Genomic DNA, 13,319 nt, shown 5'->3' on the forward strand with positions numbered 1-13,319 from the left:
AATATGTTCTACGGAATCGGGCACGCGTTCGAGTCGGCAAAAGTTTCGCTTTCGCGCGGCAACCCAAATACGCTAAACCCTACGGACGCGAGCGCGGAATTGCCCTCATACACAAGAAGCGAACTCGTCCGCAAAGCCCGATACCTCGAAAAGAATTCGGGACACATTCGCGGAATTCTGCGCGATTTGAAAGTCTACGGAATAGGCAAGGGAATTTATCCTAACGCGAAATCCGACAACCACGCTTGGAATAAACAGGCGGAGGACTTCTTCTTCAAATGGAGCAGACATTGCGATATCACAAACCGCTTTTCTTGGCGCGAATGCCAGTCGATGATTCTGCGTTCGCTCATCGTCGACGGCGAAATCTTCGTAATAAAAACGTTCGACAGCTTCGGCATTCCCAAAATCCAGCTAATCGAAAGCCACCGCCTGATGTCGCCAAGCTTTTCTGATAACGGGCGCATTGTTGACGGAATGGAGTTCGACAAATTCGGGCGGGTTAAAAATTACTACTTCGTTGTAGACGATAATTCGCAAACTACAAAAGTTCCCGCAAACGCGGTTTTGCATATTTTCGACCCAGAACGCGTTTCGCAGATTAGAGCTTACCCGCAAATCCAACACTCGATTAACGACGTAATCGACCGAAAGGAAATTCTCGCGCTCGAAAAAAAGAAGGTGAAGGCGATTTCCGACATCGTCCATATCCTGAAAGGCGGTCAGGGAATGACGCTCGACGGCGACTATAAAGTTGACGTCGGCAACCGCCCCGAAGGAACGTCTACGGCAACGCTAAACCGAATCTTGGGCGGAAAAAATATCCGAATCGACCCCGACGAAAGCATAGACGTTCACGAAAGCAATATTCCCTCTCCCACGTTTTCGGGTTTTTTGACGGAGCTTGACAGAAGCGGCTCGCTCGGCGTTCTCCCATATGAATTCGTCATAGACCCCTCGAAAATCGGCGGGGCTTCGGTGCGGCTTATCGCCTCAAAAACACAACGATACATCGACGACATCGCGCAAATCATAGACGAACGCTTCAACGACGCCGTATGGTTCTTTGTAATCGGCTGGGCAATCGACAGCGGAACTTTGCCCGCTCAAAATTGGTGGTGGTATTGCTCTTGGACTCACCCGCGCAAACTCACCGTCGACGCGGGGCGCGAGGAACAGCAAAACCGCGCGAACGTCGAAACGGGCTTGAAAACGCTCGAAGAAAGCTTCGCCGAATGCGGGCAGGACTTCGAGGGCGAAATGCGCACGCGCGCCGACAACGCCCGTTTCATTATGCGTTTGGCGGGAATCCCCGACAGCGAGCCGATTCCGCTTTATATGCTCTACAAGGTAAACGGCACACAGGTAATCGAAAAATCCGATGGCAAATAACATCTTTCTAAACGGCATTTGCAGACCGTGGAATATCCACGCGGGAACGTTCCTTGCGCTTTCGCTTAGAACGCTTGCTGAGGCTTCGGGCGGAAATTCCCTCGAAACTTGGCGGGAGAAATTCTCGCAATTCGTTCCGCAACGAAGCCCGCTTTCAATAGACGAAAACAGCATAGCGCATATTTCAATTCACGGAACGCTTTTTAACAAGGAAGCCCCGTATTTTGTGGCAGGCTATGGCGGAACCGACTACGCGGAAATTCTGCGCGACATTGAAACCGCTTCCGAAAAAGCTAAGGCGATTTTCCTGAAAATAGATTCGGGCGGCGGACACGCCTGCGGGAACGACAAAGTGGCAAAAGCCGTTTCGCAATGTCCAAAGCCCGTATTCGCCTACACCGACGAAATGTGTTGTTCTGCGGCATACGCGATAGCTTCGGGAGCTTCATACATCTGCGCGTCGGCGGATTCAACCGTTGGCAGTATCGGAACAATTCTTCCGTTAATGGACGTTTCGGGACTTTGGCAGTCGCTCGGGATAAAGCCCGACTACATTACAAACCGCGAGGGAACGCTCAAAACGGCGGGCTATCCGCCGAGCCAGAACGAAGCCGAACGCGCAGCTTTGCAAGCCGAAACGCAGGAGTATTTCGAGCTATTTAAATCACACGTTTTGGCAAACAAGCAAATTGCAAACGACGATATGCGCGGACAGGCGTTTGTAGGTATTGATGCGTTAAAGCGCGGGCTTGTCGACGAAATCTGCGACGAAAAGACCGCCTACAACAAACTCAAAATTTTGACAACCTGCTAAGAAGTATGGACGAATCTAAACAAAAAACACTTGCCGATGCCATCGCGAAAATCGAGACGCTTTCGGCGGAAAATACGAATCTTGCTTCGGATTTGGAAGTGGCAAAGGCGCACATCTGCGAACTCGAAAACGAATTGTCTGCCGAAAAGTCAGCGCACAATTCAACAAACGAAAAGCTCGCCGCGCTCGAAGCAAAGCACCGAGACATCGACAAAGAGGTTTCGGCAAAAGTCGCAAAAGTTGCGGCGCAAAGCGGAGTTTCACCGATTGCGGACGTTTCCAACAGTATCAACAATGAAAGCCTTGAAGAGCTTGCAAAGCGCATTGACGCCGCCCACGGAATCGAAAAGGCAAAACTCATCGAGGAAAACTACGAACGCATTATGTCGGCAATGAAAGGAGCGTGCTAAGTGAACACAATTCCCGCAGCATTAAGGCGTTCGCTGATTTTGAAGTCGGCGATGGAGGAATTTAAGCACAAGCTCATTCCGCTTGGCTTGTTTTCAACGGTTCTTCGCAACGTTCCGCTCGAAGGCAACAATGAAATTGACATTCCGTATATCCCGCTTGCCACGAGCGCGAGCAAGGATTTTGACGTAACGTATAAGTTCGACAAGGGCGATATGGAGTCCCGCAAAATCACGGTAGATAGGCGCAAATACCAGTCGCTTACATACACGTCGGAGGAAAAGGCGCGCCAGCCGTATTTCGACCCGATTACGTTGGGTCGCCTCAAAGGTGCGAAGCTTGCCGAAGACGTATTGCTCGACATCTTGTCGGTAATCACCAAGGCGAATTTCGGCGAGGCGATTCTCACAAGAAACGCGACCGACTTCGACACCGATGACATCATAGACCTCGAAACGAAGATTGACGAGCTTGAATGGCCAGACTCTCCGCGCGGAATGCTTTTGAAGTCGTCGTATATGGCGAACGTAAAAAAGGACATCAAAACATCTGGCGGGCTTGCAAACTTCGGGTTTTCGGCGTTGGGCGAACTGCCGAACCTTTTGGGATTTAGCTTTTCCAAGTTCAACAGGCTTCCGCACAACAACGAAAAGTTGCAGGGCTTTGTTGTGTATCCTTCGGCGATAATGGTTGCCCTTGCGCCGATTCAGCCTACGGCAAACGTTATGAAGCAGCTTTCGACATACACGACCTACACCGACCCGCAGACTGGGCTTACGCTTGAATACCGCGCTTGGGGCGACGCAGATACGGACGCTTCAAAGGAAATTATCGAGTGCAATTACGGCTTCGGCGTTGGCGAAAGCAAGGCATTAAAGCGCATAGTTTCGGAATAATGAACTCGTTTATAACAGTGGCATACAAGGCAAACGGAGCATCGGAAATTTTGGCAACGCCCGATATTCCCTATGCCAAGCAGCGCGAAATCTTCAAAACCCTGAAAGGCGGCTACACCGAAGTTGAAGTTTGGAGCCGTTCAATGGGCAAGATTAAACAGCGCAAAGTTTCAAAAGAATCAAAAGTTCCCAAAACTTCAAAAACATCAAAGGAGTAAAAAATGAGAGAAAACGACATTTTAAGAATCAGACCCGAACACACCCACGCGGGCGGCTTGCAAATTTGCGACGACGGCGCGGACGGAACGGTTCAAAAACTGGGCTTTTTCGGTGCGACACCTACCGTTCAGCGCAAAAACGCCGCGCAGGCAAAACTTGCCGAAAACGCGACAACTGCGCAGATTGTAACCCTCGTAAACGAACTGCGAGAAGCCCTTGTAGAAAAAGGCCTGATAAAAGGTTCGGCGTAGTAGATTTATTGTTTCTGTATTCATATAACTACAGGCTTCTGGAGAACAGGAGACTCCTTTTTGCTTGAAAAATATGTTAATCTATTTATGACAAAAGTATGTCGATTAATAAAGATGAATTTAAAGAATTTGTTAAAGATTTAATATTCCCACTTTTTACGGGGTTATCTATATTAGAAGAAGATCTTCCTATTCCTAAAAACAACAGAGATAAATTAGTCACAACTTGTAAAGATAAAGGCGATACAATCTTACGTTTAATGCCAGAAAAGGATGCCAAATTCGTAGTATCAATCCAACGTTCTCAAAAATTCAATAAGTCTGAAATAGAACTGATACGTCGTTTATTGAAACATACAAACGAATACGGCTTGTATCAAGTTGATTACAAAAAAGAACTTGTTGATTTTATACATAATAAATCTGTCGCAGAAACGCTTTCAACTACAGCAGATAAATCTATCCTGGAAATAATAAATATTTTCATGTCTCTTTCGCAAGAAACATACGAGGGACATCATATTTCATATGCAGTTGCTATTTCTGAAGAGGAAGTTGGAAATAGTGAAATTTATTTTAAGGACATTATAAAAGAAGATTTCGGGAAAACGCTTACAAATTCAATTGATTCTTTATTGTGCTTGGATAAAAATTGTATGCTACTGTCACATATGCAAATAGAGAGTATTGAGCAAAACTCTGAATTCAAACAATGTTATTATCCTTTGAGATTTGAGAAATTGGCAAATAGATCTTTAACGAAAAAATTACTAGTTATTGTTTTGACTAGAGATGGAGAAATTTTAATATTTAAAGAAGGTAATTTGATTTTTTCAAGAAGAAGAGGGATATGGACTTATTATCTACACGACATTCTAATTAAACAGATGGGTATAATTCGTAATCAAGAAGTAAAAAAATCTATATATTCAACAATTCTAGATGCTTCTTTTTCAAAGGGCGGAGCCTGTATTGCCGTAGTAAATAGTGAAACATATTTACAAGATTTATATGACAAGAAAAATTTCATTGGAAACAATGAAGATTCGCCATTAAAGTCGAAATGTTGCTATTGCTTAATATTAAACAGTGAAAAAACATTGAAATTCAATCAATTGCCTAGAATCTTACGCTTAGAATTTTCCTCAATGGACGGTGCAGTCCTTTTAAAAACAAACGGTGATATTATCGCTATTGGTGCGATTATAAATATTAAAGATGGAGAAATTTCAGAAGGAGGTAGAACGGCTGCCGCAAGAAAGCTAGCCGAGAAAGGAATTGCAGTAAAGGTGTCTAATGATGGATATATTAGAGCGTTCAAAAAAAAGGATAAGAGATCAAAAGAATCATTCAGAATAGCATAATCTGATTTTGACAAAGCCCATATTCGTATGGGCTTTTTTCGTGAAATTAAATCGGCGTTGGTGGAAATCTTTTCCTCTTTTTCGCAGCCTGTCATTTGGCGCGGGCGCGTTATGAATGCGATAATAGCCGAGGGGCAAGAGGCGGTCGAATTGGAGACTGGCGGGTTTGTTCCCGATTCCACTTTTTATATGAAATTTTTGGAGTCGGAACTTGACGGCGAATATCCCCACATCGGCGAAGTTGTCGAATATAATGGAAGACAATTCCGCATACATTGGGTGTCGGTTCGCGTAAAGCGCGGGCAAGTCGAAATAACCCTAAAACCAATCGACAAATGAGCGTGAATTTTGAAATCATCGCAAAAGACTTTGAAGACGCCCTCGCAAAATACAAAGTAGCCTGCCGCAAGGATTGGCAATTTGTGGTTCGGCAACAGTCGCGTATTGTCGGCGAAAGGCTTGTGAAATTTACTCCGCCTAAAACTGCGGCAATAGGCAAGCGCAATGTCGCGCGGGACATTGGCAAGGTGTTTGCAGACCTAAGCAATACAAAATGGCACGACAAGTCTTTGGATAAAATGTGGCGCGCGGGAAACTTCGAGGGCGTAAAAAAGGCTCTCGAAAACAACCCTAATAAGCTTCAAATGCCCGTCTTTAAATACAAGCGGATTCTCGCAAAGCCAGTCCGCAATATCCACAAAGCGGCAATCAGTAGAAGCGGAAGAGTCCCGAAGAATTGGCATACTACCTACGCAGTAGCAGCCAAAGGCGAACTTAAAAAATACGTCAAAAGGGTTCAGCTACAAGTTGGCGTTGCAAAATCTGGCTGGCTTGCGGCTCTTGTAAAATTGGGCGGCAAAACCCCAAGTTTTGTTTCGCGCCACGGCACAAAATACGGCGGATTTATCGACGGCAATAAGGGAGACAATCCATTTTTTACCCTAATCAACAAGGTTTCTACATTCCCGCAGGGAGGCACGCCCGCAAGAATTTTGCGCCGCGCGTTCATCGCCCAAATAAAGGCTATGGAAAATAATATCAAACGCCTGATGGACAAATCAGGAAGGATTTTCTAATGCGCGAAAAACTCGAAAATATACTTTTTACAAAGCTGAAAGCTTCGATTCCTGCGGAATTTAAAACAATGCTTGTTTGTGGACATTCCACGAACGACAGACACATTCCGTATATCAGCCTCGATGTCGGCGAACTTCGCCCGTTCGGCGATTTGCAATCCTCCGACGGAATGTTTGAAGCCGATGTAAACATTGCCATAGCAGATTCCGCTCACGACATCGAATATCCCGAACTCTTTAAACGCATTCGCTCCGTAATGGTGGCTTTCGAGAATTTTTCCTACACGGAAGACAATATCCTAATAAACGCCTTATATTACGAAAACGAAACGGACGCCAGAGACGACAACAACCTCGGCTGTGTAATGACATTCAAAGCCGTAGTTCAGTTTTTGTAACAGAAAAATTTTGACACCGTTCCCTTTTGTATGAGCAATCCATACAAACTAAGAGGGACAAAACAGCCTGTTTCTTTCGGCGTTGAAAAGCTTGACGGCTACATTGTCGACGCCACCGAAGAGACTATCGAGGGCGAAGAGCTTGAAGTTGAAGACGAAAACAACAACGTAGTTGCGCATTTTTCGGGCTTCGGGATTCGATACAAACGCACTGCAAGCGTGATTCCGCTTGTAGGCGCAACCGCGCCTCTTCCTGGAGATTCGTTTAAAATCGGCGACAGCTTCGAATTCATCGTAAAGTCTGTCAAGAAATCCCGCGCCCGCAAGGACGTTGAAAAATGGGATTTGGAGGGCACATACTACCCCGAAGTCCCTATGGAGGGAATCGGGTAATGGAAGACTTCTACGAAGCCTTTATAAATTGCTCGCACACGGCTTTGGGCAAACGCCTGAAGCCTTTTTGCTTGAAGCATTGCCTGTATTTGGAGGCTGTAAATTCGCCGATAATGCGCATTGTAAACGGCGAGGAAGCGGAAATTTCCCGCCAAGATTTGGAGGTAGCCGTTATTATTTGCTCGGCGGACGATATTCTAAAAAGCCTGAAATACCCGCATTTTGGAATGAAATTCCATTCATACAGACGCGGATTAACGGCGTTTCTTTCGTATCTGACAGACTTTGTAGCCGTTCCCGAACTCTGGGATAAAAGCGATTCGGAAACAACGCTCAACGCGCCTTGGATACTCTCGCGGGCGATGTTGCTTCTTTCAAAAACATCGCTAAGGCTTGACGAGGTTTGGAATATGCCGCTTGGAGAGCTACTCTGGTATTGCGCCGTGTTTGCCGAGCAGGAAGGAGTCGCGCAAATCCAGTCTGACGAAGAAAGGCGGATAATCGAGGAGGTGCAAAATGGCAACAAGTAGCATTCTTGCAAAAATCGGGCTAAATTCGGCTGGATTTAAAACGGGGTTGGCGCAATGCCGAATGGCGGCGGGGAATTTCAAAAAGTCCGTCGGCGGTATGTTTTCGGGAATCGGTTCGCAGATTCTCGGAGCGTTGGGAGTGTCGGCTGGCATTGTTGGGATTTCCGCGCTCACGCAAAAAACAATCGAATTCGGCGGGCACATTGAGGATATGGCAAACCAGCTGCGAATGGGCAAAAGCGAATTTCAATCGCTTGCCTACGCCGCAAAGCTTGCGGGGGTTGAAGAATCGAAGCTTGTCCAGACTCTGCAAACCCTCAATCAGCGCACGATTGACGCCTGCGACGGCAACGATACCTACCGCGACGCCCTAAACCGCCTCGGCATAGACTTGAAGAATTTCGCCGACCAGTCTCCCGAAAAGCGTTTTGAAATGCTCGGCGTTGCCTTTAAGAATTCGGACGAATCGCTCACCGCGCTGAACGACATTTCGACGATATTGGGGCAAAAGACAGCTCCGCAACTTTTGGAGGTTTTGGACAAGGTGGCGACGCAGGGAATGGAAAACATAACCCAGTCGGCAATCGAAGCGGGCAACGTTATGGACGAGGAAACGCTTGCCGCTCTTGCCCGCGCGGGAGACGAAATCGACAAATGGCAAAACCGAATCATAGTCGGATTCGGAGGGTTTCTCGCAGATATGGCCTCCGCAATCGGACGGCAAAAGTGGGGGCTTATGATTGGTATGAAGTTCGCCCAAGCGGGCGAATTTATCGAGGAGGCGTTGCGGGATATTTCAAACTACATACTCGCGGTGTTTTCGAGCGTGTTTAGATACATAAACGGCGCGTTTTCGGGCTTTGTTGTTCCCATTCGCAACGCATTTGTGGGGTTTATCGAAACCGTCGGAAACGCGTTGGGGAAGTTCGTCGGAATGTTTTCCGACAGTTGGCAAAATGCGATAAACAATGCGCTTGACGGCTTACGCGAACTAAAAGACGAGGCAAACCTACTTTCCGCGAAAGACAAAAACAAAAGTTTCGGGCAGATTTTTGCAGAGGAAGTTTCCGACGCGTCGAATAGGAACAATTCGCGCAATCGCCAGAATTTGCTTACTTCAAAATCGGTTGATTGGTATAAGAAACAGCTAAAAAACGTCGAACAAGCCCGCGATGTCGAAAAGCAGTTGGCGGTTTCGGCGGAAAATGTGCGCAAGGCAAAATATCGAAAAGCCGACGAGTCGCCCGAAATCAAAAAGTCGGCAAAAGAGCGGAAGCTTGAAAAGTCGCTATCAAACCACAACGATTCGTCGCTTGCAAAAATCGGCGGAGGCGGACTTCTTGCCGCCCGCTACGACATCACCGCAAAACAGCTCTCGGAATCCAAACGCCAGTCGAAACTGCTCCAAAAGATAGCCGACAACACCGAACGCCAGTCGGTAAAATCGGAGTTGTTGATGAAGTGATTTCAGAGAATTTCCCAATGCCCGCCTTTGTCCGCTCCGACACGTTTTATTTTATTTTTGGCTTTTAACTCTCGTATGTGTTTTTCAATAGTAGAAGACCCTAATTGTAAAATTGAGGCAATTTCTCCCGTCGTTATGTCGGGATTTTCGCCCATCAATTTTAGGATTTTCTCCTTGCTTTTCTCCTTACCTTTCTCCTTACCTTTCTCCTTACCTTTTATCTGGTCGAAAGTGAAAGAGACTCGCAAATAATGGTCTGTAAATTCAAAGATTGACCTGTCATACTTTCTCATAATGCGGGTCATACCCGATCCCAAGTGTTCCACATAACCCAGATCTTTGAAGATTCTCATCAGTTCCCGATTTCTGGGCTTTGATATTCCCCCGAAAAATTCTTCCCTACTAAGGCCGTCAATTAGTCCGCCGTAGGAAGTTATGACAAATTTGTCCGAGAATATTTCAAAAAGAGGAGTATCCTCCGAGGAGTAGTCGTTGTGGACAAAGGCGTTTATTATGGCCTCTCTTAACGCCACCTTATCAACCAACGGGCTGTCGATTCGTTGTCCAGAAGTAATCTCCGATCTTGTAATATTTTCCAGTTCAAACTTATCCAAAACGCTTTGAACGGATTTTATAAGCGAACAATATCCGTATTCCTCGTTTTCACGCAAGTCGGCTTTGTCTTCGCCCCAATATTTGGCAACCCTAATTGAAGCCGAATTTTCGTCAGCCAATAGGAACGCGTCGTAATTAAATTTGCCCGACCCCGTCAGCAAATCCAGTGTTTTCGGGAAATTATCGTTTAGAGGCATCCCGCGTTCCTCATAGCAGATTTTCAACTGGCGAAAAGTCAAATCCTGCCGTTTGGATTCGATGTTTGCGATGGATTTTCTTACGCGCCTTATAAACAAATCCTCTATCATCGACTTCGTCATGGGGTGCGAAGAACTTCCTATTCTTATGAAACACCCGCTCTCCGACATTCCCTTGCGCTTTATGTAATACGGTTTTTCGACGCCGCTTGCCAATGTTATTTTCAAAACGGTTTTTCCGGAAATTTCCTCGCACGCAATATCGAACAGCCCCATTGCGCTTGGAGAAATATTCGACATTAGTCTGTCTTTTATCTTCAACTGAACCTCGTCGCAATTATCGACACCGACGGCATTTCCGTTTTTGTCGATACCCACATAAACTACGCCGCCCTCATTGTAGTTCAAAAACGCGACTATTTCCTTCTCGAAGTCGTCCGTTAGGCGTTCTTTAAATTCAACTCTGCTATTTTCGACCAAATCCATTATACATATTAGAGTGAATGTATTTTAATAAATCAAGATTTTTGACACCCGCCGTTTAGTATGCGGGTAAGATTGCAGAACGGCGAGGTATGTTTTTTGCGGGATTCGGGCGAGCGGATTGTTTCGGCGGATTCGGTCGCGACGTGCTCCGCCACTTGGTTTTGCTATCCGTGTTCGGCGGCGCTTGCGCATTGCCCGATTGTAAACAAGTCTCCGCACCCGATTTGGTCGGATTTGTATTGCAAGTCGGTAGGCATTAAGCGGCACGGCGAAGGCGCGATAATCACCGCCCAATACGAGGGTTCGGAATTCGTCTGGGATTCGGACAGGGATTCCTCCGAAAACACCGTCGAAGTCTCCTGCACGATGCGCGAAGAGCCGATAGAAAGCCACCCCGATTTCGAGAGATGGGCGGGAAGTCCCGACAAGCCCAACTGCGGAATATTCGACGACGACGGCAAATTCGTCGGCTGGAATTCCAAAACTCAGGGTGGCAAAATAATGGCGGGTGTTAAAAGCTACCTCGTGCCGTCGTATTCGGCGGCGGTAGGCTACATTTCAAGGGGAATTCCGAGCCTCGGCGGAATCGGCTCAATCGGCGGCGGCAGCGGACTGCCCACAGTCGGCGGAAACCGCCAGTGGATGTGCACGGGAATTTCCTACAACAAAATGGCGGACGGCAAATACAAAGTCTCCATCACCTACCTTTTGAGCGGCCCGAACGGCTGGAATAAATACATATACAAATGATTAACGATTTGGGAAACCAGAAACTGCCGCGATTCCGCGCGGGGTTGCCGCTACTTGAACAGGTAACGGCGGAACGGCTAAACGACATCTGCGCAATGATAGAAGCCTCGCGCCTGCAAAACGGCGTGGGATACACAATGAACAGAAGCGCAGGCGGAACTACGCTTACGATTCTCGATACGCTGATAACGAAAAATTCCAAGGCGTGGCGAATCTCCTTCGGCGATGAATTTTCCGAAATGGAAAAGTCGATGCTCGCAGTCTACATTGCAAAAGACACCGAGGAATTGCGCGACATCAAGTTTCCCGATTCGGCGACAATCCGTTCCAATATCGAAAACGCCTTCAAAACTTTCCAGAAAACGCCCAAAAGCGGCGATGTCATCTGGAACGAAACCGACGGATTGCGCTATCTTGTCTTCTCAGAAAAGATTTTGAATGACTGCGGCGGCGCGGTCGAAAAGAATTTTTACTGCATAAAGTTTTCTGTCGGCGAAAAAGAAAACGTAAAAACTTTCTACGCGCTTTACGTCGGCGAACACCCGCAACAACCTGCGGGAAGAACGCCTAGCCAGCCCATTGCAGGCCCTGCGGGCAGAGACGGGAAAGACGGCAAGGACGGCGAAAAGGGAGAAAAAGGCGACAAGGGGGACAAAGGAGACCGAGGCGAAAAAGGCGAGAAAGGCGAAACTGGGGATAAAATCGTCGAAAAGATTGTCGATAGCGGCGCGTATGACGATACCGAAATCCGCAACCAACTCGCAAACCTAAAAGCCCTTTGGGACGAGCACAACGCGCTAATCGCCGAACTCAACACCCTCACTAACGACGAACTCTACAAACGCCAACAGCTCGAAAAACGCGTCGGCGAAATCGAATCGCAAATAAAGGCGATTGTGGAATCTTTAAAAGCCCTCGCCAATGCCGACGAAAGCATAAAGGCGCAGATTTCGCAGCTGTGGGCTGCAATCAACAACCTGCCCAAGGGCGAGAAAGGAGACCAAGGCCCGGTCGGTCCGCAAGGCCCTCAGGGGATTCAGGGGGAACGCGGAGAGAAAGGCGAAAAAGGCGATACCGGACCTATGGGTCCGCAAGGTCCTGCGGGAGGCGGCGGCGGAACGCAAGGCCCGCAGGGTCCGAAAGGCGACAAGGGAGACAAAGGGGATAAGGGCGATACGGGCGCACAAGGTCCGATGGGGCCTCAGGGACCGCGCGGCGAAAAGGGAGATTCCGCCGACACTTCCGCGCTTGCCTCGGCGGTCGCATCTCTCGAATCGCGAATGGGCAACATCGAAAGCAGAATGTCCTCCGCAGAGTCGATTATGGCATCTATGCGCCAGAACGTAGACTATGTGAAGCGCACGATTGATTCCGCCGTAAACGTCGCCGTGATGGACGCAAACGGCAATCTCGCAACCCTCAAAGTTTTGCAGCACATCGACGGCGGCAACATTATGACCGACATTTACTATTTCGACCCGTCGACGAATATGATGAGCAAAACGCAGGTGTTTTCGACGGGGTCAAGGCAGGTCGATACGGGTTGGAAGCCGACGAATATCCAGTTTGTGCTCCCCAACGGCGAAAGCGCGGAAATCACGATTCTTGCCGACCAGAACACGCTAAACAATCTGGGAGCGGCGTTCTATTCCGAACCCTGCGAGGTTTGCGACGGCGGCTCTTCGACCGTAAAATACTTCCTTGTGAAGTCGGGGGAAGGTGGCGAATGATTCGGCTGAAATCAAAATGCGGCGACGACTGTTCGCAATGCGAGCCGAGCGTAATTGCAACTTATACCACAAACGGCGACAATCCGATGTGGGATTTGACGCCGTATCAGGGCGACGGCGTCGGTAAGCCCAACGCGCTTTGGCGTTTGTATGAGCTAAGCGGTGGTGTTGAATACAATCGCGGGCGCATCGACGAAAACGGTAAACTTGAGGGATTGCCGAGCCAGTTTAAATCCAACTACACCTACGACGGCTATATGGAGCTTCAACAGGGCTGCCCCGATGTCTGTTGCGACGACCTCTGGTGCGGCAACATCAAATGGCCCGAAAGTTAA

Annotated in this window: 17 protein-coding genes; 16 read left to right on the top strand and 1 reads right to left on the bottom strand. The window is 47.8% G+C overall.

From position 1 onward, the window contains the following. Positions 1-3 precede the first annotated feature (3 nt). The 13 genes from P3B99_008550 (at position 4) to P3B99_008610 (ending at position 9,206) form a co-directional block, all read left to right on the top strand. Positions 4-1,392: a phage portal protein gene (locus tag P3B99_008550; protein WYJ07245.1), complete on the top strand. Its 1,389-nt coding sequence runs from the start codon at positions 4-6 to the stop codon at positions 1,390-1,392. Further along, positions 1,382-2,206 (top strand): S49 family peptidase, encoded by an 825-nt coding sequence (locus tag P3B99_008555; GenBank protein ID WYJ07246.1) that lies wholly within the window; start codon positions 1,382-1,384, stop codon positions 2,204-2,206. The genes P3B99_008550 and P3B99_008555 overlap by 11 nt, the downstream gene beginning before the upstream one ends. 5 nt (positions 2,207-2,211) lie before the next feature. Continuing rightward, a complete protein-coding gene (locus tag P3B99_008560) occupies positions 2,212-2,616 on the top strand; it encodes a hypothetical protein (protein WYJ07247.1) in 405 nt (134 codons plus the stop codon). Then, positions 2,617-3,510, top strand: a complete 894-nt coding sequence (locus P3B99_008565) for a hypothetical protein (GenBank protein ID WYJ07248.1) — start codon at positions 2,617-2,619, stop codon at positions 3,508-3,510. Continuing rightward, complete coding sequence (locus P3B99_008570) at positions 3,510-3,728, top strand: hypothetical protein (GenBank protein ID WYJ07249.1); 219 nt, start codon at positions 3,510-3,512, stop codon at positions 3,726-3,728. Before P3B99_008565 ends, P3B99_008570 begins: the two co-directional genes overlap by 1 nt. A 3-nt stretch (positions 3,729-3,731) precedes the next feature. Continuing rightward, a complete protein-coding gene (locus P3B99_008575; GenBank protein ID WYJ07250.1) occupies positions 3,732-3,980 on the top strand; it encodes a hypothetical protein in 249 nt (82 codons plus the stop codon). 98 nt (positions 3,981-4,078) lie between these two features. Then, positions 4,079-5,344 carry a hypothetical protein gene (locus P3B99_008580; protein WYJ07251.1) on the top strand — a complete coding sequence of 422 codons (1,266 nt, stop codon included), beginning with the start codon at positions 4,079-4,081 and terminating at the stop codon, positions 5,342-5,344. A 111-nt stretch (positions 5,345-5,455) separates the two neighbouring features. Next, complete coding sequence (locus P3B99_008585; protein ID WYJ07252.1) at positions 5,456-5,683, top strand: hypothetical protein; 228 nt, start codon at positions 5,456-5,458, stop codon at positions 5,681-5,683. Beyond that, positions 5,680-6,420, top strand: a complete 741-nt coding sequence (locus P3B99_008590) for a hypothetical protein (protein ID WYJ07253.1) — start codon at positions 5,680-5,682, stop codon at positions 6,418-6,420. Before P3B99_008585 ends, P3B99_008590 begins: the two co-directional genes overlap by 4 nt. 68 nt (positions 6,421-6,488) lie before the next feature. After that, positions 6,489-6,818 (top strand): hypothetical protein, encoded by a 330-nt coding sequence (locus P3B99_008595; GenBank protein WYJ07254.1) that lies wholly within the window; start codon positions 6,489-6,491, stop codon positions 6,816-6,818. Between the two features lie 30 nt (positions 6,819-6,848). Then, positions 6,849-7,211: a hypothetical protein gene (locus tag P3B99_008600; protein WYJ07255.1), complete on the top strand. Its 363-nt coding sequence runs from the start codon at positions 6,849-6,851 to the stop codon at positions 7,209-7,211. Beyond that, positions 7,211-7,741 (top strand): hypothetical protein, encoded by a 531-nt coding sequence (locus P3B99_008605; protein WYJ07256.1) that lies wholly within the window; start codon positions 7,211-7,213, stop codon positions 7,739-7,741. Before P3B99_008600 ends, P3B99_008605 begins: the two co-directional genes overlap by 1 nt. Continuing rightward, a complete protein-coding gene (locus P3B99_008610) occupies positions 7,728-9,206 on the top strand; it encodes a hypothetical protein (protein WYJ07257.1) in 1,479 nt (492 codons plus the stop codon). The genes P3B99_008605 and P3B99_008610 overlap by 14 nt, the downstream gene beginning before the upstream one ends. Before the next feature lie 2 nt (positions 9,207-9,208). Here the strand turns inward: P3B99_008610 and P3B99_008615 are convergent, their stop codons facing one another. After that, positions 9,209-10,504 carry an RNA-binding domain-containing protein gene (locus tag P3B99_008615; GenBank protein ID WYJ07258.1) on the bottom strand — a complete coding sequence of 432 codons (1,296 nt, stop codon included), beginning with the start codon at positions 10,502-10,504 and terminating at the stop codon, positions 9,209-9,211. Positions 10,505-10,564: 60 nt separating this feature from the next. Between P3B99_008615 and P3B99_008620 the strand changes: the two genes are divergently transcribed. Genes P3B99_008620 through P3B99_008630 form a run of 3 tightly spaced genes read left to right on the top strand, consistent with a single transcriptional unit; the run spans position 10,565 to position 13,319 of the window. Further along, positions 10,565-11,254, top strand: coding sequence for a hypothetical protein (locus P3B99_008620; GenBank protein WYJ07259.1), 690 nt, complete (start codon positions 10,565-10,567; stop codon positions 11,252-11,254). After that, positions 11,251-12,984 carry a hypothetical protein gene (locus P3B99_008625; protein WYJ07260.1) on the top strand — a complete coding sequence of 578 codons (1,734 nt, stop codon included), beginning with the start codon at positions 11,251-11,253 and terminating at the stop codon, positions 12,982-12,984. The genes P3B99_008620 and P3B99_008625 overlap by 4 nt, the downstream gene beginning before the upstream one ends. Then, entirely contained in the window at positions 12,981-13,319 is a 339-nt protein-coding gene (locus tag P3B99_008630) for a hypothetical protein (GenBank protein ID WYJ07261.1), read from the top strand. The genes P3B99_008625 and P3B99_008630 overlap by 4 nt, the downstream gene beginning before the upstream one ends.

Source organism: Opitutia bacterium KCR 482 (assembly GCA_029269845.2).
In the GTDB taxonomy this organism is placed as follows: domain Bacteria; phylum Verrucomicrobiota; class Verrucomicrobiia; order Opitutales; family Intestinicryptomonadaceae; genus Merdousia.